The following is a 21,451-nucleotide window of genomic DNA, read 5'->3' as shown; positions in this document are numbered from 1 at the left end:
GCTTTCATCCTTTCAGCGTTTCGAAAAGCGTGGTGAGGCGGGCGGTCTCGTCTGCCGTGCCCCAGGGTGGGTTGACGATGAACATGCCCGAGCCGATCAGCCCATGGCCCGGCCGCGCGGGGGCAAAGCGGACCTCATGGGCCAGCGCGCCGGGGAAGCTTTCGCACAGCGCGGCGACCATAGGGGCATGGGGCGCGGCGGGCAGGATCGGATACCACAGCGCCAGCGTGCCGACATTCCACTTGCGATGGATCGCGGCCATGTGCCCCGGGATCGCGGCATAATCGGCCTTCACCTCGAAGCTGGGGTCGATCAGCATCAGGCCGCGCCGGGGCACCGGTGGCGCGATCGCGCTTGCCGCCCGGAACCCGTCTTCCTGGCGCAGATGGGCGCCGAAGGGGGCCATCACGTCGGCAAGCGTACGGAATTCCTGCGGGTGCAACTCGGCCAGGTGGATCACGTCGCCGGGGCGCAGCGACAGCGCGGCCAGCAGCGGCGAACCGGGATAGGCGGTCGCGCCGAACCGCGCGCGGACCTCGGCAAGGCGCCGGAGATAGGGGTGGCCGGCGGGCAGCCGCGGTTCCATCGCGACGATGCCCCGCGCGGCCTCGCCGGTCCTGACCGCCTCGGGCGCGGCCAGGTCGTAAAGGCCGCGGCCCGCATGGGTCTCGATATAGCTGAGCGGCTTGTCCTTGCGGGTCAGGTAGTCGAGCATCGCGCACAGAAGCGCGTGCTTGTGCACGTCGGCGAGGTTTCCCGCGTGGTAGATGTGCTGGTAGGACAGCATCCCGCGCGCCCCCGCGGCCGGTCTCAGACCAGCCGCGACACCTCGACCGCGGCGCGCACGAAATCGGCGAACAGCGGATGCGGCGCGAAGGGTTTGGATTTCAGTTCCGGGTGGAACTGCACGCCGATGAACCAGGGATGGTCCTTCCACTCGACGATCTCGGGCAGGCGGCCGTCGGGCGACATTCCCGAGAACACGAGGCCACATGCCTCCAGCTTGTCGCGGTACTTGATGTCCACTTCGTAACGGTGGCGGTGGCGTTCCTCGATTACGGTCGTGCCATAGATGCCAGCCACCCGCGACCCTTCGGCCAGATGGGCGGTATAGCTGCCCAGCCGCATCGTGCCGCCCTTGGCGTCGTCTGCCTTGCGGGTGACGGTGGCGTTGCCCTGCACCCATTCCTTGAGGTGATAGACGACGGGTGTGAAGCGCTTTTTCCCCGCCTCGTGGTCGAATTCCTCGGATCCCGCGTCGGTCAACTGCGCTACGTTCCGCGCCGCCTCGATGACTGCCATCTGCATGCCCAGACAGATACCCAGATAGGGGATCTTGCGGGTGCGGGCGAACTCGGCGGCCTTGATCTTGCCCTCGGTGCCGCGTTCGCCGAACCCGCCGGGCACCAGGATCGCGTGGAACCCCTCAAGCCAGGGCGAGGGGTCTTCGCGCTCGAAGATCTCGGCGTCGATCCATTCTGCCTTGACCCGGACGCGGTTGGCCATGCCGCCATGGGTCAGCGCCTCGGCGATGGATTTGTAGGCGTCTTCCAACTGGGTATACTTGCCGACGATGGCCACCCGCACCTCGCCCTCGGCGTTGAAGATGCGGTCGGACACGTCCTCCCATTTCGAGAGATCGGGTTTCGGCGCGGGGCTGATCTGGAAAGCGTCAAGCACCGCCTGGTCCAGCCCCTCGCGGTGATAGGCAAGCGGCGCCTCGTAGATCGACTTCAGATCCTGCGCGGCGATCACGGCGTCGGGGCGCACATTGCAGAACAGCGCCAGCTTTTCGCGCTCCTTGGCCGGGATCGGCCCTTCGGACCGGCAGACCAGAACGTCGGGCGCGATGCCGATCGAGCGCAGTTCCTTGACCGAGTGCTGGGTGGGCTTGGTCTTCAACTCGCCGGATGCACGGATATAGGGCAACAGCGTGAGGTGCATGAAGATGCACTGCCCGCGCGGCTTGTCCTGGCCGAACTGGCGGATCGCCTCGAAGAAGGGCAGCCCCTCGATATCGCCGACCGTGCCGCCGATCTCGCACAGCATGAAATCGACCTCGTCCTCGCCGATGCGGATGAAGTCCTTGATCTCGTTGGTCACGTGCGGGATCACCTGGATGGTCTTGCCGAGGTAGTCGCCGCGGCGTTCCTTTTCCAGCACGTTGGAATAGATGCGCCCCGAACTGACCGAGTCGGTTGCGCGCGCGGCCACCCCGGTGAAGCGCTCGTAATGGCCGAGGTCCAGGTCGGTCTCGGCCCCGTCATCGGTGACGAAGACCTCGCCATGCTCGAACGGGCTCATCGTGCCCGGGTCGACGTTCAGATAGGGGTCGAGCTTTCGCAGCCGCACGCTGAATCCGCGCGCCTGCAACAATGCCCCCAGCGCCGCCGAGGCCAGACCCTTGCCCAACGACGAGACCACGCCGCCCGTGATGAAGATGAACCGTGCCATTTGGCTGGCGTGCCCCCGTGATTTGCTTGCCTGACTGCCCGATTCGGCGCCGAGACGCCGCGGTATCACGGGATTCAAGCTATAGTGGATTCTGCGGCCGTCCGCAACCGGACCGCAAGATGCTGTTAAGGATTTCGGTTTCGCCTCAACTGCTTGTGGAAAATCCGCGCCTTGCCAGCGAAGGTTCGGGTGCTGGCGCAGGGCCGGCCGCGCCGCGGGATGCCGCGGCGAAACCGGCGGTGTCAGGGGCGGATCAGTCGGCGCGCGGCGGCATCAGCGGCGCGTCGCCGCCGGGGGCCACGGGCGCGGGCGGCAACAGGTCCTCGCCCGAGGGCAGGCCCGGCGCCGTTTCCGTGGGGGTGGACTGTTCGGTCTGGGCCGGGCTGCCGCCGATCCGGTCGATGACCGAGGTGCCCGCGGCGTTCTGCGCGGCAATGATCGTCAGCACGATCGAGGTGCCGATGAAGCAGATGGCGAAGAACCAGGTCAGCTTGCCCAGCGGTGTCGAGGGGGAGCGGCCGGTGATTGCCCCGCCGCCGCCCATACCGAGCCCACCCCCTTCGCTGCGCTGCAACAGCACGATGCCGATGAGGCAAAGCGCAAGGATCAGGTGGACGATAAGGATAATGTTTTCCATGCGAGGCGGCCCCGGGCTTGGTCTGGCGGTCTACCTAAGCCCAACGGGCCGCCCCCGCAACCCCTCAGGCGCTGGCCTTCGAGGTGGCTTTCTTCTTGCTGCTTCCGCCCATGCTGGTCGCAATCGCGAGCAGCAGCGAGATCACGGCGAGGCCGCCCCAGATATTGGTGGCGGTCAGGCCGGTGTCGATCACGCCCTTCATCTGAAGGATGTAGGCAAGAAGCCCGAGGATGATCACCACCAGCACCAGCCCCACCAGGCCCATCGTCCTGAGCATGGTGACGAGGTACATCAGGATGGCCAGCCCCAGCATCACGCCGATGCCGACGACGAGCGCCTTGTTGTCGGTTTCGAAATTGGCCTGGGCCCAGGTGATGTAGTTGTAGGTCGTCGGGTTGTAGGTGGCAGCCAACAGGATGAAGGCTAGCACCCACCGAAGAATGAATCCGGACATTTGTCGTCCTCCGCGGTTATATCCTAGACAGTTGCCGACTCGCGGCAGAGTCTAACTCTGGATAGACCGCCTGAGGCCAGAATTGGCCGGTCTCATCGTCGCAGGTGCGTTCTGGCAAGGGGGTGCGACAACTGGACTGCCCCTGCGTCACTCGTCCACGTCGTCGACATCGGCCTGTCCGGACAGCCGGCGGCGGATCAGGCTCCAGGACAGTCCGACGCCCAGAATCACGGACAAGGCGGCGATTCCGATCCAGGTGTTCAGCCCCGGATTGTCGAGGCTGACAAAGCCGCGGTCGACCAGCACCCACAGAAGCGCCGCCACCAGGGCGGCCACCAGCGCCATGCCGAACGCGCCGATCGAGCGCAGCGTGGCGCGCAGGTAGATCACGTAGCCCGTCAGCAGCAACAGCCCCGCCAGCGCCACCATCGGCATGTCCTCGGCCCAGGCGCCCCGAGCCCAGTGGACGAAGTTCCACCGCGTCGGGTTGTAGGTCAGCGACAGGAGTACGAAGGCGATCAGGCAGCGCAGCAGCAATCCCGGCATCTGTGGACATCCTCCGTTCCGGTCCGACTCGGGGCGCAGTCTAGCGCCCCGGCCGCAAGCGTCCCGCGAAAAATCGGCTTGCCTCGTCGTCGCAGCCCGATATACCGGCGCGGGTTTGCACGGGGCATCGCAAGGAGCAGGGCCATGGCCAATGTCGTCGTCGTCGGCGCCCAGTGGGGCGACGAGGGGAAGGGCAAGATCGTCGACTGGCTGTCCGAGCGCGCCGATGTGGTGGCGCGCTTCCAGGGTGGGCATAATGCGGGCCACACGCTGGTGATCGAGGGCGTCACCTACAAGCTGAACGCGCTGCCCTCGGGCGTGGTGCGCGGCGGCAAGCTGTCGGTCATCGGCAATGGCGTCGTGCTGGATCCCTGGCACCTGCTGAAGGAGATCGAGGCGATCCGCGGCCAGGGTGTCGAGATCACGCCCGAAACGCTGATGGTCGCCGAGAACACGCCGCTGATCATGCCGTTCCACGGCGAGCTTGACCGCGCGCGCGAGGGCCAGACCACGGTCGCCCGGATCGGCACCACGGGCCGCGGGATCGGGCCGGCCTACGAGGACAAGGTGGGCCGGCGGGCGATCCGGGTTGCCGACCTTGCCGATGACGCGACGCTGGAACTGCGGGTCGACCGGGCGCTGGTGCATCACAACGCGCTGCGTGCCGGGCTTGGCCTGCCCGAGATCGACCGCGCCGCGCTGCTGGCCGACCTGCGCGCCGTGGCGCCCGAGGTGCTGCGCTATGCCGCGCCGGTCTGGAAGGTGATGACCGAGGCGCGCCGGGCGGGCAAGCGCATCCTGTTCGAGGGGGCGCAGGGCGCGCTGCTGGACATCGATTTCGGCACCTATCCCTTCGTCACCTCGTCGAACACCATCGCCGGGCAGGCCGCCACCGGCACCGGCATTGGCCCGGGCGCCGTCGATTTCGTGCTCGGCATCGTCAAGGCCTACACCACGCGGGTGGGCGAGGGGCCGTTCCCGACCGAATTGCAGGATGCGGACGGCCAGCGGCTGGGCGAGCGGGGCCGGGAATTCGGCACGGTCACGGGGCGCAAGCGCCGCTGCGGCTGGTTCGATGCGGTCCTCGTGCGCCAGACCTGCGCCACCTCGGGCGTGAACGGCATCGCGCTGACCAAGCTCGACGTGCTGGACGGGTTCGAGATGCTGAAGATCTGCACCGGCTACGAACTGGACGGCGTGCGGCTGGACTATCTGCCGACCGCCGCCGACCAGCAGGCGCGCTGCACGCCCGTCTACGAGGATCTGCCCGGATGGTCGGAATCCACCGAAGGCGCGCGCAGCTGGGCGGATCTGCCCGCCAACGCGATCAAGTATGTCCGCCGAGTCGAGGAGTTGATCCAGTGCCCGGTCGCGCTACTCTCAACCTCGCCCGAACGTGACGACACGATCCTTGTAACGGACCCCTTCGCAGACTGATGGCCCTGTCCTGGAAAGCACGCCGCCGCTGGTCGCTCGTGATCCTCCTGATCGGGCTGCCCGCCTATGTCGTGACCGCGGTGACGGTGATGAACCTGATCGGGCGGCCGCCGTTCTGGGTCGAGCTACTGGTCTATGTCGTGCTGGGGATTGTCTGGGCGCTGCCGTTCCGTTTCGTCTTCCGGGGCATAGGGCAACCCGATCCCGACGCCGCGCCGACCCCGCAGGACCCCGGCAAAACGACCCGGCGCTGACGACGCCCGTCGCATCCAACCCGCGGTTCAGGCGTGGCGGCGCTGCGCAGCCTCGGAGGCGTCTCCGCCCTTGTCGCGCGACGCCAGAACGAAATCGCCCCGCCGCAACTTCTTGAACGTGCCGATCCGGAGCAGGCTGCCAAAGGCGCGCAGGACGTCCTCACGCGGGATGTCCCGGCCCAGATGGTCCATCGCCACGCGCAGCACCTGCGGGCGCGAGAAATGGTCCTGTCCCTCGTGCTGGTGCAGGAAGGCCGCTGCCGCCTCCAGCACGCCGGTGATCCCGGTCGTGCCACGCTCGGCGACGAATGTCTCGAAGCTGCTCGACCTGGCGAGAGCGGCATCCGGGATGGCCTTGTCGTCCCCGCCCGCCGAAACGCGACGCGGGCGGATCGCCTCGTGTGCGGTACGCGGGTCGGGCTGTGGCTGGTCGATGCGCTGTTCCGACACCAGCATAAGCGGCGCAAGCCGGCCTGACCCGTCGGGGTGGTCGGTGGCCGTCGCCTCGCGGTTGCCGCGCACGACCTTGGCGAGCACCTGGCGGTAGGGGCGGCGGTCGCGTTCCTCGTCGGCCCTGCCTTCGGGCCCGGCACCGGCCTTGCGGTCGGCAAAGGTCGCCGCGACGGCGGCCTTCAGATGCGCGATCGAGGCGCGGCGGCGCTTCTGCTCGACGCCCTCCAGCTTGGTGTTGGTCTCATCCCACAGCCGCTGCAACGCAATCTCGACCTGTTCGCGGCCGGCCTCGGGCAGGCCCTCTTTGGTACTGGCCGTACCGGCGTCCGCCATGCTGCCCGCAGACAGGTTGTCCCCTGCCTCTTCGCCGCTTTCGGTCATCTCCGGCGCTGCATCGGCCTTGGCGGCCGGATGCGAGGGGGGCGGAGACGGGCTTTGAACCGGGCTTTGCAGCAACAGGGGGCCTTGTCGGGGGGGCGAGGTTTCCACCTTGGCCAACCCGGCGTCGGGACTGTCGAACTCGGCGCGGAGTGCGGCCAGTTCCGCCTGAAGCTCGGCTTCCAGCGCCGCTGGAAGGCGGGCTTCATCCTGTGCTGCCGCGGCGGGCGGCCGGGCAACGGGGTGGGGGGCTGCGGCGGGCCAGTGCACCGCGAGATCCTCTCGCTTGAGCTTCAGTACCCGGGCGCGGGCGCGCGGCGCGGCGGTTGCCTCGGGGCCGAGGCCGGAGGCGGGCCGACCAGCGGTTCCCAGTACCGTCAGGACGCGGGCGGCCGCGCCCGCGGCATCACTGGACCCGGTCCCGTACGGGATCGCTCCCGGGGCCTGCACGTCTGCAACGACCGTTTCTGCCGGGATGCCGATCCCGGTCGCCGCAACGCCCCTCTCCGCCAGGAAGGAAGGCCCCGCACCCTTGGGGCTGCCGGCCTCGGCTTCGGCGGCTGCGTCTCCAGTCTCGGCGCGCGGTTCTGCGGCCGGACGGGCATGGCGTCGTTCCGGCGCTTCTGCAGCCGGATCAGGCAACTTTGGGTCGGGGGGACCCTCCGTCCGGGGGGCGGGGCGGATCGCATCGAGGTCATTGCCCGAGCCCGGCTCGCCATACATGGCCGGGGCTGCGCTGCGGGCCTTCTCGACCACGGCGCGGATCCGGGCAAGTTTGGCCGCGACCGATTCCGGTTCGTCCTCCGGGCGCGTCCTGGATGCGGGCATCGGGTCGGCATGGATCGACCGTGCCTCGGGCGCCTCGTCGGCGAAGACCGGCGGGCCATCGTCCCCCGGCAGTGCCGCGGGCCGCAGCACGATGCCGTCCTCTCCCACCCGCGCCTCGACCCGCTTGCGGATCTCGCGTTCGGCGATGCGTTGCAGCATCTCTGCATCGGGGGTTGGCGGTTCGGCCCCGAAATAGCGATCATCCGCCGCGAGGTCACGGAAATACTCGGCAATCGCCTTCATCGTGTCGAAGGAATCCTCGAACCCTTCGAGGGTGCACGAAAAGGTGCCGTAGGACACGGTAAGGATCTTACTCGCACCAACCATAAGCCGCTCGCTTTCTCCGCGCACCAATTCCCTTATGTTTACCATAGTGTGGTTCTCAAAGATGAACAGAAAGCGGTTTTTTAGTGGATTTTTCAGTGTTTTGGTTGCGCCGGACCCAATCCTGACCCATTGCTGCCACGATGTCGCCACAATTGCTCCACAGTCCCGCCGCAATCGCAATCATCGGCGGAGGTTTCATTAACCCGAATCACCTTGCGCGTGTGTGCCGCCTGGCCGCCGAGGTGGTCGCGGCCGATGGCGGCGCCGATCTGGCGCTGGCGGCCGGGCTGATGCCCCGGCTGGTGATCGGGGATTTCGACTCGATCTCGGACCGGGCCCGCGCGACGCTGCCTCCCGACCGGCTGCACCATGTCACCGAGCAGGACAGCACCGATTTCGAGAAATGCCTGCGGGCGGTTGCGGCCCCGCTGATCCTGGGGGTCGGCTTCATGGGCGCGCGGATCGACCATGCGCTTGCGGCGATGAACGTGCTGGCCCGCCACCCCGACCGGCGCTGCATCCTGGTGGGCGAGGCGGATATCTGTTTCCTCTGCCCGCCCGAGCTGTGTCTCGCCCCGCCGCCGGGCTCGCGCCTGTCGTTGTTCCCGCTTGGCCCGGTGCAGGGCGAAAGCGAGGGCTTGCGCTGGCCGATCGGCGGGATCGACTTCGCGCCGGACGGGCGGATCGGCACCTCGAACGAGGTGACGGGGCCGGTGCGGATCCGGATCGGGTCGGGCGCGATGATCGCCATCCTGCCCGAGGCCGAACTCGAGGCCACCGCCGAGGCGGTCATGGCGGGGGCGGCGGCGGGCGGCTGAGGTGACGCTCGCGCAGGAAGACATAGAGCCCCGCGCCCATGATGATCGCGATGCCCGCGAAGGACTGCGCGTCGGGCAGGTCGTCGAAGATCAGGTAGCCGAGTGCCGCGGCGGCGACGATTTCCAGATATTGCAGCGGCGCGATCACCGCGGTCGGGGCAAGCCGCAGCGCCGCGCTGATGAACAGGTGCGAGATCGTTGCGGCAAGCCCCACGCCCAGCAGCCACAGCCAGAACACGCCTTGCGGCATCACCGGGTCCAGCGGCGCGACGCCCGAGCCATCGAACAGCACCAGCGCGGGCAGCACGATCACGCAGGCGGCCAGCGCGGTCCAGGCCTGCAACGCCACCGGATGGCTTTGCCGCGCGACATGGCGGGTCAGCACCACGTAGCAGGCAAAGCAGAACGCGGTCAGCAGCGGCAACAACGCCACGGCCCCGAAGGCGGCAAAGCTGGGCCGGATCACCATCAGCGCACCGCCAAAGCCGACGAGACAGGCAACCACCCGGCGCCAGCCCACGGATTCGCCCAGCACCAGCGCGCCCAGCAGCGTCAGGATGAACGGCTCGACAAAGAAGATCGCGATTGCATCGGCCAGCGGCATCGACCGAAGCGCGGCGAAAAAGGCGGTGGTGGCCGCAACGATCAGGCCCGCGCGCGCAAGGTGCTGCGCGGCCTCGCGCGCGCCGGGCCGGGCCAGTGTCCCCAGCGCCGCGGCGACGGGGAAAAGCAGCACGATCTGGACGGCAAAGCGCGCGGCGACGATCTGGCCCACGGGGATATCTGCCGCGGCGAGCTTGGCGAAACTGTCCATCACCGGCGCGGTGACGGTAAAGCCGATCATCAGCAGGATGCCGGGGACGATGCGGTCGGGGGCGTGGATCATGGCAGAGTGTTGCACCGGTCTGCGCCGCCGCGTCCAGCGTCATTCGTACTGTCCCGGCCGCGGCTGTCTCAGCAGTTCGGCACGTTCACGGCAAGCCCGCCGAGGGCGGTTTCCTTGTACTTGTCGCTCATGTCCCGGCCGGTCTGGCGCATCGCCTCGATGCAGTTGTCGAGCGGCATGAAATGCTCGCCCGTCCCCCGCAGCGCCAGCGAGGCCGCCGAGACCGCCTTGATCGCGCCAAGCCCGTTCCGCTCGATGCAGGGCACCTGTACCAGCCCCTTGACCGGGTCGCAGGTCATGCCGAGGTGATGCTCCAGCGCGATCTCGGCGGCGTTCTCGACATGGGCCGGGCTGCCGCCCATCACCGCCGCCAGCCCCGCCGCCGCCATCGCCGCGGCCGAGCCGACCTCGGCCTGGCAGCCACATTCGGCGCCCGAGATCGAGGCGTTGCGCTTGATGATCCCGCCGATCGCCGCTGCGGTCAGCAGAAAGTCCCCCACCTTCGAGGGCTGCGCGCCGGGCACATGGTCCAGCCAGTAGCGGATCGTGGCGGGCACCACGCCCGCCGCGCCATTGGTGGGGGCCGTGACCACCTGGCCCCCGGCGGCGTTCTCCTCGTTCACGGCCATGGCGTAGACGCTCATCCAGTCGTTGATCGTGTGGGGCGGCGTCAGGTTCAGCCCGCGCTCGGCCAGCAGCGTCTGGTGGATCGCGTGGGCGCGGCGGCGGATGTTCAGCCCGCCGGGCAGGGTGCCGCCGGTGGCAAGCCCCCGGTCGATGCACCCGGTCATCGCCGCCCAGATCGCCGCGAGCCCGTCATCAAGCACCCTGGGGCTGCGCAGCGTCAGTTCGTTGGCCCGCTTCATCTGGGCGATTGACCGGCCCGAGCGCGCGGCCATGTCAAGCATCTCGGCGGCGTTGTGGAACGGGTAGGGGACGGGGGCGCCTGCCTCATCGTCGGCGTCGCCCGAGTCCAGTTCCGCCGCGCTGCGCACGAAGCCGCCGCCGATGGAATAGTAGGTCTCGGCCAGGATCACGTCGCCCTGCGCGTCCGTGGCGCTGAGGATCATGCCGTTCGCGTGGCCGGGCAATGCCCGGTCATAGTCGAACACCAGGTCGCGCGCCGGATCGAAGACCAGCGGGCCCAGCCCTTCGGGCGCGACGCGTCCCTCGCGCCGGATGCGGGCCAGGGCGGTCTCGGCCGCCTCGGCGTCGTAGGTTTGCGGTATCACCCCGTCGAGGCCGAGGATCACCGCCCGGTCGGTGGCATGGCCCACGCCCGTGAAGGCCAGCGAGCCATGCAGCGACGCGCGCAGCCCGTGGGCGTGGAAGGGCGAGGCGCGCAACAGGTCCAGAAACCGTGCGGCCGCCACCATCGGTCCCATCGTGTGCGAGGACGACGGGCCGATCCCGATCTTGAAGATGTCGAAGACGGACAGGTACATGATTGCCTCCCTTTGTCCAAAGGTGGCACGCCCGCGCGCGCTTTCCATCCCGAAAGCGACGCGTCGCGGACCGCGCCGCGTTGGCCGCGGTCCGCGCAATTGCCCCTCGCGGCCCTGATCCTTCTTGCCTATAAGGGCAAGGACCCGAGAGAGGAGACCTGCCCATGCCCGGAGAGCTTTCCCCCATAGACAAGGCCAAGTTCGCCGCCGCCAAGCGCGCCAGCGCCTTTGTCGAAAGCGGCATGAAGGTCGGGCTTGGCACCGGATCGACGGCCGCCTGGATGGTGCGCTGCCTGGGCGAGCGGGTGCGCGACGAGGGGCTGCGGATCAAGGGCGTGCCGACCTCGACCCGAACCGCGGATCTGGCGCGCGAGATGGGGATCGAGGTGATCTCGCTGGACGAGGCGGGCTGGCTGGACCTGACCATCGACGGCGCCGACGAGTTCGACGCGGAGCTGAATCTGATCAAGGGCGGGGGCGGTGCGCATCTGCAGGAAAAGATCGTTGCGACCGCGTCCGACCGGATGATCGTGATCGCCGACCCGGCCAAGGAGGTGGCACATCTGGGCGCCTTCCCGCTGCCGGTCGAGGTGATCTCTTTCGGCTGGACCGCCACGCGCAAGCTGGTCGAAGAGGCGCTGGAGGGGCTTGACGTGCTGGGCCGCGAGGTGACCTTGCGCATGGATGGCACGGCGCCCTTCGTCACCGACGAGGGCAACCGCATCCTCGACCTGCATCTCAAACGCATCGGCAACCCGCGGCAGCTGTCGCTTCTGATCAACCAGATCCCCGGCGTGGTCGAGAACGGCCTGTTCATCGACATCTGCGACGTGGTGGTGATCGGCCATGGCGACGGCCGGGTGGAAATCCGCGACATCACCGCCGGGACCGTCGCCGAGGATCGCGTGGCGTTCGCCGACGGCGACAACCTGTTCAGCAACATCTGAGCCGATGGCCATGGCGTTCGACTACGATCTCTTCGTCATCGGCGGCGGCTCGGGCGGCGTGCGCGCGGCCAGGCTGGCGGCGGCCGAGGCGGGCGCCCGGGTGGGGCTTGCCGAGGAATACCGCATGGGCGGCACCTGCGTGATCCGCGGCTGCGTGCCGAAAAAGCTGATGGTCTTCGCCTCGGGCTATGCGGGCGCCATGCAGGATGCGCGCGCCTATGGCTGGGACGTGAGCGCGGGCGGCTTCGACTGGACGGCGTTCCGGGGCAAGCTGGATGCGGAACTGAACCGGCTCGAGGGCATTTACAGGGGCAACCTGGAAAAGGCGGGGGTGGAGATCTTCGACACCCGCGCGGTGCTGGCCGATCCGCATACCGTGCGGCTGGCCGACGGCATCGAAAAGACCGCGCGCCATATCCTGGTCGCGACCGGCGGGCGGCCCTTCGTGCCCGAGTTCCCGGGGGTCGAGCACACGATCACCTCGAACGAGGTGTTCCGGTTCGAGACGCTGCCCGGCAGGATCTTGATCGTCGGCGGCGGCTATATCGCGTGCGAGTTTGCCTGCATCCTCAACGGGCTGGGTGTTGAGGTCACGCAATATTACCGTGGCGCCCAGATCCTGCGCGGCTTTGATGAGGAGGCGCGGGGGCATATCGCGGGGGCGATGCAGCAGCAGGGCATCGACCTGCGGCTGGGCTGCAACGTGCAGCGGATCGACCGGGTCGAGGACGGGTTGTGGGTGAAATCCACCGACGGCCATGACGCGGTGTTCGACGCGGTGCTGTACGCGACGGGCCGGGTGCCCAATACCCAAGGGCTGGGCCTTGCCGAGCTTGGCGTGGGCCTGAAGCAGAATGGCGCGGTCGAGGTGGACGGCTATTCCCAGACCGCCGTGCCTTCGATCTATGCCGTGGGCGACGTGACCGACCGGATCAACCTGACCCCCGTGGCGATCCGCGAGGGCGCGGCCTTCGTCGAGACCGTGTTCAAGGGCAATCCGACGCGGGCCGATCACACGCTGGTGCCCGGCGCGGTGTTCACCCAGCCCGAGTTCGGCACCATCGGCCAGACCGAGGAAGAGGCCCGCGCGCACGGCCCCGTCGAGATCTACGCGACCGCGTTCCGGCCGATGCAGTCGGGCTTTGCCGGGCGCGAGGACCGGGTGCTGATGAAGCTGATCGTCTGCGCCAGCACACGCAAGGTTCTGGGCTGCCATATCGTGGCCGACCACGCGGGCGAGATGATCCAGTTGGCCGCCATCGCGATCCGGATGGGCGCGACCAAGGAGGATTTCGACCGGACGGTCGCGGTGCATCCCACGATGGCCGAGGAACTGGTGACGCTCAAGGCGCCAGTCAGGACCTTCGGATGACGGGTTGAATTCGATCCCCGGACGACCAGTTAGGTCACACGGGTTCGCGAACCGAGCGACAAGAGCAACAGAAGAGGTAAGACCTGCATGGCTGGAAATAGTGGCGGCCCCTGGGGAAGCGGAGGCTCTGGGCAGGGCGGCGGCAACCGCGGTTCTGGCGGGGGCGGCGGTGGCCGTGGCCCGGGCGGCGAGCCGCCCCAGATCCCGGAAATCGACGAGCTGATGCGCCGCGGACAGGAACAGCTGCGCGTCCTGATGGGTGGCCGTGGCGGCCGCGGCGGCGGGCCGAAGCTGACCCGGGGTGGCATCGTGCTGGGCCTTCTGGCGGCGGCGGCGGTCTGGGTCTTCGCCTCGTTCTACACGGTCCGGCCCGAAGAGCAGTCCGTCGAACTCTTCCTCGGCAAGTATCACGCCACGGGCAGCCCAGGCCTCAACTTTGCGCCCTGGCCGGTCATCACGCGCGAGGTGATCAATGTCACCAGCGAACGGACCGAGACCATCGGCCAGCGCCGCGGCGGGGCCGAGGAAGGGCTGATGCTGACCACCGATGCGAATATCGTCGATATCGACTTCCAGGTGGTCTGGAACATCAACGACCCGGCCAAGGTGCTGTTCAATATCCGCGACCCGCAACTGACCGTGCAGGCCGTGTCGGAATCGGTGATGCGCGAGATCATCGCCGCCTCTACCCTGGCGCCGATCCTGAACCGTGACCGGGGCCTCATTGCAGACACCGCGCGCGAAAGCATCCAGGCGACGCTGGACGAATACGAAAGCGGTATCACCGTCGTCCGCGTCAACCTCGACAAGGCGGACCCGCCCGCCGAGGTGATCGACAGCTTCCGCGAGGTGCAGGCCGCGGAACAGGAACGTGACCGGCTGCAACGCCAGGCCGACGCCTATGCCAACCAGGTGGTTGCCGAGGCGCGTGGTAACGCGGCACAGATCGTCGAGCTTGCCGAAGGCTATCGCGCCCGCGTGGTGAACGAGGCGCTGGGTGAGGCCAGCCGGTTCAGCGCGGTTCTGGCCGAATACGAGAAGGCGCCCGAGGTGACGCGCAAGCGGCTTTACCTGGAAACCATGGAAAAGGTGATGGGCGAGGTGGACAAGACCATTCTCGACAACGCGATCATCGGCGGCGAGGGCGGCCAGGGCGTCGTGCCCTACCTGCCGCTGAACGAGTTGCGCCGCAACACCACTGGCGGGGAGAACTGATCATGCGCAAATCCTTGTTTCTTCTGCCGATCCTGTTCGTGGCGCTGATCCTCGGGCTGTCCTCGGTCTTCGTCGTGGACGAGCGCGAGAAGGCGCTGGTGCTGCAATTCGGCCAGATCAAGGCCGTGAAGGAGCAGCCCGGGCTCGCCTTCAAGATCCCGCTGATCCAGGAAGTCGTGAAATACGACGACCGCATCCTGTCGCTGGATACCGACGTGATCGAGGTCACGCCCTCGGACGACCGGCGCCTGGTGGTCGACGCCTTCGCGCGGTTCCGCATCTCCGACGTTGTGCAGTTCCGCCAGGCGGTCGGTGTCGGCGGGTTGCGGGCGGCCGAGGATCGGCTTTCGTCGATCCTCAACGCCCAGATCCGCGAGGTGCTGGGTGCCGATCAGGTGACGTCCGACACGATCCTGTCCGAGGACCGGCGCGAGCTGATGACCCGGATCCGCGACCAGTCGCGCGCGCTGGCGCGCAGCCTCGGGCTCGACGTGGTCGACGTGCGGCTCAAGCAGACCAACCTGCCCGAGCAGAACCTGGAAGCGACCTTCGCCCGGATGCGGGCCGAGCGTGAACGCGAGGCCGCCGACGAGATCGCCCGCGGGAACGAGGCCGCGCAGCGGGTGCGGGCGCTGGCCGACCGGACCGTGGTGGAACTGGTGTCCGACGCCGAGCGCGTGGCGCAGATCACACGAGGCGAGGCGGATGCCGAACGGAACCGGGTCTACGCAGAAGCCTTCGGCGCCGACCCCGAGTTCTTTGCCTTCTACCGCTCGCTCAGCGCCTACGAGACCGCGCTGACCGGCGGGAACTCGTCGATGGTGATGACACCGGACAGCGAGTTCTTTGACTATCTCAAGGGCGCAGACCGGTCGCGCGCCGGCATCGGGGACGCGGCGGCGCAATGAGCTTCGTCGTTCTGGCCATAGGGCTGGTTCTGGTGGTGGAGGGGCTGGTGTTCGCACTGGCCCCTTCGCGTCTTGACGACGTGGTGGACCTGATCCGCCAGATCCCGCCCGAAACGCGGCGCATGATCGGCCTCGCCGCGGTAGCGTTGGGCACGGCCCTCGTTTGGCTTGCCCAACGGCTTGCGGGGTGAAACACTGCGCTCATCACGCCCAGTTGACGCGCCGCGACGGGCATTGAGTTGCACGATGCCCGCCGCGTTTCATATCGCAGGGCAGAGAGGTCCGCGCCCATGGGGACGCCGGGCCTGCCAGGACCGAAACCAGGAGGAACCACGCGTGACATCGCAGGTCATTTCCATCGCAGTCCCCGGCGCGCAGGCGCGGCTTCGCCCGGTCTGGGCGCTGATGCTTGCCGTAGCCCTCGTGTTGGGCCAGGCAAGCCTGGCGCTGGCCCGGGCCGCCCCCGAAAGCTTTGCCGACCTCGCCGATCAGGTCAGCCCGGCGGTGGTGAACATCACCACCTCGACGACCATCGCAGGCCATACCGGCGTGACGCCCATGGTGCCCGAAGGGTCGCCCTTCGAGGATTTCTTCCGCGACTTCATGAACCCCGAGGGGCCGGACGGCCAGCGCCCGCCGCGCCGCAGCCAGGCGCTGGGCTCGGGCTTCGTGATCTCGCCCGACGGCTACATCGTCACCAACAACCACGTGATCGAGAAGGCCGACGAGATCGAGATCGAGTTCTTCTCGGGCCAGATTCTCGAGGCGACGGTTGTCGGCACCGACGCGAAGACCGACATTGCGCTGCTGAAGATCGAGAGCGACGACCCGCTGCCCTTCGTCCCCTTCGGCGATTCCGATGCGATGCGCGTGGGCGACTGGGTGATGGCGATGGGCAACCCGCTGGGCCAGGGATTTTCTGTCTCGGCGGGAATCGTCTCGGCCCGCGGCCGGGCGCTGTCGGGAACCTATGACGACTACATCCAGACCGACGCGGCCATCAACCGCGGCAACTCGGGCGGGCCCTTGTTCAACATGGAGGGCGAGGTCGTCGGCGTGAACACCGCGATCCTGTCGCCCACCGGCGGTTCGATCGGCATCGGCTTTGCGATGTCGTCGGCGGTGGTGACGAATGTCGTCGACCAGCTCAAGGAATTCGGCGAGACGCGGCGTGGCTGGCTTGGCGTGCGCATCCAGGACGTGACCCCCGACATGGCCGAGGCCCTGGGCCTCGAAAAGGCACGCGGCGCGCTGGTGACCGACGTGCCCGAGGGGCCGGCCGCCGAGGCCGGCATGGAATCGGGTGACGTGATCCTGTCCTTCGACGGCGCCGATGTGGCCGATACCCGCGGGCTGGTCCGCCGGGTGGGCAATACCGCGGTCGGAAAAAGCGTCGAAGTCACGGTCTTCCGCAACGGCGAGATCGAGACGCTGGCGATCACGCTCGGCCGCCGCGAGACCGCCGAAGGTGCTGTGCCCGCCGTCGCCTCGCCCGACTCCGCCCCGCCGCAGGAGCGGGAGATGCTCGGCATGACGCTGTCGCCGGTTACCGACGAACTGCGCCAGCAACTCGACCTTGGCGCCACGGCCGAGGGGCTGGTGGTCAAGGATATCGACGAGATGGGCGAGGCCTACGAAAAGGGCCTGCGCGCGGGGGATCTGATCACCGAGGCGGGCCAGCGCAAGGTGGCCAGCGTCAAGGATCTGACGGACCGGATCGAAGAGGCGCGCGACGCCGGGCGCAAGTCGCTGCTGCTGCTGGTCCGCCGCCAGGGCGAGCCGCGCTTCGTCGCATTGTCGGTGGTCGAAAAGGGCTGATCCCGCGCGCTGCCGGAACAGACGACGGGGCGCCCGCCATCGGGCGCCCCTTTTTCGTATCACCCCATGCCACTGGCCGCGCCGCTCAGTAAAGCCCGGCCACCCGCGCCCTCAGCGTCACCAGTGCCAGCACCGTGTCGATCGTGGGCGTCGGCGTGCCGGTGACCCGGCCCAGCTCCTGCACCGACCGGACCAGCGCGTCGATCTCCATCGGTCGGCCCATGTCCAGGTCCTGCAGCATCGAGGTTCGGTGCGCGCCCACGGCCGCGCCGCCGTCGATCCGGCGGTCCACGTCGATGGGGAACTTCACCCCCAGCGCCTCGGCGATCTGTTGCGCCTCCAGCATCATCGCCCGCGCCACGCCGCGCGTCCCCGGATCGGTGCACAGCACGTCCAGCGTCGCATGCGTCAGCGCCGAGATCGGGTTGAACGACAGGTTGCCCCACAGCTTGACCCAGATCTCGTCGCGCAGCTTGGGCCGCACCGGCGCCTTCAGCCCCGCCGCCGCCAGCGCCTCGGACAGCCGCACTGCGCGTTCGGATTTCGACCCGTCCGGCTCGCCCAGCGAAAACCGGTTGCCCTCGATATGCTTGACCACGCCCGGCTCGATCACCTCGGCCGCCGGATAGACCACGCAGCCCAGCACCCGGTCGGGGCCGAACCCGTTCCATTGCGCGTCGCCCGGATCGACCGAGGCCAGCCGCGTGCCCTCCAGCGGGCCGCCGATCTTGTGGAAATACCACCACGGCACGCCGTTCACGCCCGACACGATGGTCGTGCCCTCGCCGATCAGGGGCTTCATCTTGTCGACCACCGGCGGCACCGAATGGGCCTTGAGGGTGACGATCACGTAATCCTGCGGGCCCAGGTCGGCCGCGTTGTCGGACGCGGTGACCGGCACGGTCACGTCGGTGCCGCTCTCCTCCTCGATCAGGCGCAGCCCCTTTTCCTGCATCGCCGCCAGGTGCGGCCCGCGCGCCACCAGGCTGACCTTGGCGCCGGCCTGCGCCAGCTTGGCGCCCATGTAGCCGCCGATGGCGCCGGCGCCGAACACACAAATCTTCATGGCCTAATCCCTCGCTTCGCCGCGGACTCGCGCCCGCCGCTTCCAGCTTCTTCTGGCTTCAAATATCCCCGCCGGAGGCAGCCCGGCCGCAGGCCGGGCCCCCCTTTCAGGCCGCGCCTTCGACCAGCCCCAGCTTCTCGGCCAGGCCGATCCGCTGCAGCTTGCCGGTCGCGCCCTTCGGGATCTCGTCAAGGATCACCACCTTGCGCGGCACCTTGAAGTCGGCCACCCGCGCGGCCGCGAAGTCGCGGATCTCGCGTTCGGTCGCCTCCATGCCCTCCCGCAGCACCACCGCCGCGGCGACCTCTTCGCCCAGCTTGGGGTGGGGCAGGGCGAAGGTCACGCATTGCGCGATCGCCGGGTGTTCCATCAGCACGCCGTCGACTTCCAGCGGGCTCACCTTCTCGCCGCCGCGGTTGATGATCTCCTTCAACCGCCCGGTCAGGTGCAGATAGCCGTCCTCGTCGAACGCGCCCTGGTCGCCGGTGCGGAACCAGCGCCGGCCATCCGCCTCGAAGAAGCTCTTGGCGTTCGCGTCGGGGTTGCCCTCGTAGCCCGGCGTCACGTTGGGGCCCGAGATCACCACCTCGCCGGTACCCTCGACCAGCCGGTCCTCGACCTCATGGGCGGTGCGCACCAGCGGGCCCGCCTCGACACCGACCGAGCCCGGCTTCTGCGCGCCCCGCGGCAGCGGGTTGCAGCACATCTGGTGGCTGGCTTCGGTCATGCCATAGGCCTCGACCACGGGCGCGTCGAAGGTCTCTTCCAGTTCCTTCATCACCTGCGCGGGCAGCGAGGCCGACGAGGACCTCAGGAACCGCAGGCGCGCGGCCTCGATGATGTCCTTGTTGCGGCCCGCGCGGCTCAGGATCGCCTGGTGCATGGTCGGCACGGCCGTGTACCAGGTGGGTTTCGCATCGGCCAGCCAGCCAAAGAACTTCAGCGCGTCGAAGCCCGGCGCGCACCAGATCGAGGCGCCCGCCGACAGCGAGGCGGTGACCGCCGCGACCAGCCCGTGGATATGGAACAGCGGCATCACGTTCAGGCAGCGGTCCGCGGGCGTCAGGTCCAGCGAGCGGGCGATGTTGCCCGCCGAGGCCGCGACGTTCGTTTGCAGCAGGGGCACGATCTTGGGCCGCGAGGTGGTGCCCGAGGTGTGCAGGATCAGCGCCACATCGTCCGCCTGCGGCTCGGAGGTGTCGCAGGTGCCGCCGCCGCCCTCGGGCCGCAGATCGAAGCTGCCCGCGGGCTGGGCGGGGTCGGACGCCAGGCGCAGCACGGTCAGGCCCGCACGGTGTGCGGCCGCCAGCGCCGGGCCGTCATAGCCCTCGGCCAGAACGATCGCCTTGGCCTTCAGGTCGTCGAGGTAGAAGGCGTATTCGTCCTCGCGATACGCGGGATTCAGCGGCGCCGTGGTCGCCGCCTGGGCGACGGTCACGAAGGCGGTCGCCATTTCCGGCCCGTTCGGCAGCACGATCGCCACCCGGTCTCCGCGCCCCACGCCTGCCTTGTGCAACTGTCCCGCGACCTTGTCCGCCAGCGCGCGCAGATCGCCATAGCTCAGCCAGCCGCGGCCCGGCGCGCCGATCGCGGGGCTGTTCGCATCATGTCCGTGCAGGAGTGCCTTGATGGTCGTCACCTGAATACCCTCTCCTTGGTCTTGCCCGATCCGGTCGCCCGGCCGATCACTCGGCCGGCGCCGGGGATTTGGATTTGCGCTGCCGGACCAGCTTGATCACCGGCAACACGAAGAACAGAACCGACAGCCCCACGAAAGTCGCCGACAGCGGCCGTTCGACGAAGGTCATCATGTCTCCCTGTGAACTGATCAGTGCCTGGCGAAAGCTTTTCTCCATCAGCGGGCCCAGCACAATGGCCAGCACCAGCGGCGCCAGCGGATAGTCCGCCTTGCGCAGGACATAGCCCGCGATGCCGAAGCCCGCGATCAGCCAGACATCGTGCAGCTTCTGGCTGGGCGCATACCCGCCGACGATGCACAATACCAGCACCACCGTGCAGAGCACGGAGAACGGCATCCGCAGCGCCCAGACGAACAGCGGGATCAGCGCGATGTTGATGACCACCGCCGCCACGTTGGCGGTATAGAGCGAACTGATCAGGCCCCAGACGAAATCGGGCTCTTCGATGAACAGCATGGGCCCCGGCACCAGCCCCCACATCACCATGCCGCCCAGCAGCAGCGCGGTGGTGGGCGAGCCGGGGATGCCCAGCGTCAGCATCGGCAGAAGCGAGCCGGTCGAGGCCGCGTTGTTCGCCGTCTCGGGCGCGGCCACGCCCTCGATATTGCCGCGCCCGAAGGTCTCGGGCTTCTTCGAGAAGGTCTTGGCCAGGCCATAGCTCATCAGCGCGGCGGGGGTTGCGCCGGCGGCCGGCAGCATGCCGACGAAAAAGCCGAGGAACGAGCCGAAGCTCATCGTCTTCCACAGCTTGTTCATCTCGCGGATGCCCTCGCCGAGCGCGCGCATGGTCAGCTTGGCCGCGGTGACCGAGGGCGCTGTGCGCGAGGTCTCGATGGTGTAGAGCACCTCACCGACACCGTAGACACCGATCGCCAGCACCAGGAAGCTGATCCCCGAGTAGAAACCCGGCAGGTCGCCGAAGATCAGCCGCGGCTGGCCCGAGATCAGGTCCAGCCCGACGGTGGACAGCACGAGGCCGAGGCAGATCATCACTATGGTCTTCATCACGTCGTCGCCGCCCAGCCCCACGAAGGTGGTGAACGCCATCAGCACCAGGGCGAATTCCTCGGCCGGGCCGAAGGCCAGCGCCAGGTCGGCCAGCGGCACCGCGAACAGCGTGAACAGGATGACCGAGATCGTGCCGCCCACGAAGGACGCCACGGCCGCCGCGATCAGCGCCAGCCCCGCCTTGCCCTGCTGCGCCATCGGCCGGCCGTCGAACGTGGTCGCGACCGCGGTCGAGGCGCCGGGGATGCCCAGCAGGATCGAACTGATTGCACCGCCATACATCGCGCCGTAATAGATCGCCGCCAGCAGGATGATCGCCGAAGACGGCGGCACGATGAAGGTCAGCGGCAGCACGATCGCCACGCCGTTGACCGATCCGAGCCCCGGCATGGCCCCGATGAACAGGCCCGCCGTGACCCCGATCACCACGACCATGATGTTGATCGGCGTCAGCGAGGTGGCGAAGCCGTCGGCGAGAAGCGACAGGATTTCCATGGTCC

20 protein-coding genes are annotated in these 21,451 nt (G+C 68.3%); 9 read left to right on the top strand and 11 right to left on the bottom strand.

The features are described from left to right. Nucleotides 1-4: 4 nt before the first annotated feature. The 5 genes from rlmJ to EV655_RS11115 all read right to left on the bottom strand — a co-directional run bounded on the left by rlmJ (nt 5) and on the right by EV655_RS11115 (nt 4,091). Nucleotides 5-787: a 23S rRNA (adenine(2030)-N(6))-methyltransferase RlmJ gene (gene rlmJ / locus EV655_RS11135; RefSeq protein ID WP_132544821.1), complete on the bottom strand. Its 783-nt coding sequence runs from the start codon at nt 785-787 to the stop codon at nt 5-7. A gap of 23 nt (nt 788-810) precedes the next feature. Continuing rightward, a complete protein-coding gene (locus EV655_RS11130) occupies nt 811-2,454 on the bottom strand; it encodes a CTP synthase (RefSeq protein WP_132544819.1) in 1,644 nt (547 codons plus the stop codon). A 253-nt stretch (nt 2,455-2,707) separates the two neighbouring features. Next, complete coding sequence (gene secG, locus EV655_RS11125; protein WP_132544817.1) at nt 2,708-3,091, bottom strand: preprotein translocase subunit SecG; 384 nt, start codon at nt 3,089-3,091, stop codon at nt 2,708-2,710. A 64-nt stretch (nt 3,092-3,155) separates the two neighbouring features. Next, complete coding sequence (locus EV655_RS11120; protein WP_132544815.1) at nt 3,156-3,545, bottom strand: DUF6524 family protein; 390 nt, start codon at nt 3,543-3,545, stop codon at nt 3,156-3,158. Between the two features lie 147 nt (nt 3,546-3,692). Continuing rightward, a complete protein-coding gene (locus EV655_RS11115; protein ID WP_132544813.1) occupies nt 3,693-4,091 on the bottom strand; it encodes a DUF6524 family protein in 399 nt (132 codons plus the stop codon). Between the two features lie 144 nt (nt 4,092-4,235). On the opposite strand from EV655_RS11115, the gene EV655_RS11110 reads away from it, so the two are divergent. Further along, on the top strand, nt 4,236-5,528 hold the full coding sequence (locus tag EV655_RS11110) for an adenylosuccinate synthase (protein ID WP_132544811.1): 1,293 nt from the start codon (nt 4,236-4,238) through the stop codon (nt 5,526-5,528). Then, on the top strand, nt 5,528-5,782 hold the full coding sequence (locus EV655_RS11105) for a DUF2842 domain-containing protein (protein WP_132544809.1): 255 nt from the start codon (nt 5,528-5,530) through the stop codon (nt 5,780-5,782). The genes EV655_RS11110 and EV655_RS11105 overlap by 1 nt, the downstream gene beginning before the upstream one ends. Before the next feature lie 27 nt (nt 5,783-5,809). On the opposite strand, the gene EV655_RS11100 is transcribed toward EV655_RS11105, so the two are convergent. Further along, nucleotides 5,810-7,768 (bottom strand): hypothetical protein, encoded by a 1,959-nt coding sequence (locus tag EV655_RS11100; RefSeq protein WP_165905323.1) that lies wholly within the window; start codon nt 7,766-7,768, stop codon nt 5,810-5,812. Between the two features lie 140 nt (nt 7,769-7,908). On the opposite strand from EV655_RS11100, the gene EV655_RS11095 reads away from it, so the two are divergent. Beyond that, nucleotides 7,909-8,586, top strand: a complete 678-nt coding sequence (locus EV655_RS11095; protein ID WP_132544805.1) for a thiamine diphosphokinase — start codon at nt 7,909-7,911, stop codon at nt 8,584-8,586. Here the strand turns inward: EV655_RS11095 and EV655_RS11090 are convergent. Continuing rightward, nucleotides 8,558-9,472 (bottom strand): DMT family transporter, encoded by a 915-nt coding sequence (locus EV655_RS11090; protein WP_132544803.1) that lies wholly within the window; start codon nt 9,470-9,472, stop codon nt 8,558-8,560. The two genes, EV655_RS11095 and EV655_RS11090, sit on opposite strands and share 29 nt — an antisense overlap. 68 nt (nt 9,473-9,540) lie before the next feature. Next, nucleotides 9,541-10,917 carry an L-serine ammonia-lyase gene (locus EV655_RS11085; protein WP_132544801.1) on the bottom strand — a complete coding sequence of 459 codons (1,377 nt, stop codon included), beginning with the start codon at nt 10,915-10,917 and terminating at the stop codon, nt 9,541-9,543. Between the two features lie 164 nt (nt 10,918-11,081). On the opposite strand from EV655_RS11085, the gene rpiA reads away from it, so the two are divergent. The 6 genes from rpiA (at nt 11,082) to EV655_RS11055 (ending at nt 17,177) form a co-directional block, all read left to right on the top strand. Further along, a complete protein-coding gene (rpiA, locus tag EV655_RS11080) occupies nt 11,082-11,864 on the top strand; it encodes a ribose-5-phosphate isomerase RpiA (RefSeq protein WP_132544799.1) in 783 nt (260 codons plus the stop codon). Nucleotides 11,865-11,874: 10 nt separating this feature from the next. Next, nucleotides 11,875-13,236 carry a glutathione-disulfide reductase gene (gor, locus tag EV655_RS11075; RefSeq protein ID WP_132544797.1) on the top strand — a complete coding sequence of 454 codons (1,362 nt, stop codon included), beginning with the start codon at nt 11,875-11,877 and terminating at the stop codon, nt 13,234-13,236. Between the two features lie 87 nt (nt 13,237-13,323). Beyond that, on the top strand, nt 13,324-14,451 hold the full coding sequence (hflK, locus tag EV655_RS11070) for an FtsH protease activity modulator HflK (protein ID WP_132544795.1): 1,128 nt from the start codon (nt 13,324-13,326) through the stop codon (nt 14,449-14,451). A gap of 2 nt (nt 14,452-14,453) precedes the next feature. After that, nucleotides 14,454-15,359, top strand: coding sequence for a protease modulator HflC (gene hflC / locus EV655_RS11065; protein ID WP_132544793.1), 906 nt, complete (start codon nt 14,454-14,456; stop codon nt 15,357-15,359). After that, nucleotides 15,356-15,550: a DUF2065 domain-containing protein gene (locus tag EV655_RS11060; RefSeq protein WP_132544791.1), complete on the top strand. Its 195-nt coding sequence runs from the start codon at nt 15,356-15,358 to the stop codon at nt 15,548-15,550. Before hflC ends, EV655_RS11060 begins: the two co-directional genes overlap by 4 nt. A gap of 214 nt (nt 15,551-15,764) precedes the next feature. Continuing rightward, on the top strand, nt 15,765-17,177 hold the full coding sequence (locus EV655_RS11055) for a DegQ family serine endoprotease (RefSeq protein ID WP_243645065.1): 1,413 nt from the start codon (nt 15,765-15,767) through the stop codon (nt 17,175-17,177). A gap of 85 nt (nt 17,178-17,262) precedes the next feature. On the opposite strand, the gene EV655_RS11050 is transcribed toward EV655_RS11055, so the two are convergent. The 3 genes from EV655_RS11050 to EV655_RS11040 form a co-directional block, all read right to left on the bottom strand. Then, complete coding sequence (locus tag EV655_RS11050) at nt 17,263-18,243, bottom strand: 2-dehydropantoate 2-reductase (protein WP_132544787.1); 981 nt, start codon at nt 18,241-18,243, stop codon at nt 17,263-17,265. A 106-nt stretch (nt 18,244-18,349) separates the two neighbouring features. Then, nucleotides 18,350-19,882, bottom strand: a complete 1,533-nt coding sequence (locus tag EV655_RS11045) for an acyl--CoA ligase (RefSeq protein ID WP_132544785.1) — start codon at nt 19,880-19,882, stop codon at nt 18,350-18,352. A 46-nt stretch (nt 19,883-19,928) separates the two neighbouring features. Then, a complete protein-coding gene (locus tag EV655_RS11040; RefSeq protein ID WP_132544783.1) occupies nt 19,929-21,446 on the bottom strand; it encodes a tripartite tricarboxylate transporter permease in 1,518 nt (505 codons plus the stop codon). Nucleotides 21,447-21,451: the final 5 nt, after the last annotated feature.

The organism is Rhodovulum euryhalinum (genome assembly GCF_004342445.1).
GTDB classification, from domain to species: domain Bacteria; phylum Pseudomonadota; class Alphaproteobacteria; order Rhodobacterales; family Rhodobacteraceae; genus Rhodovulum; species Rhodovulum euryhalinum.
This window is presented reverse-complemented; position numbering and strand designations above follow the sequence as displayed.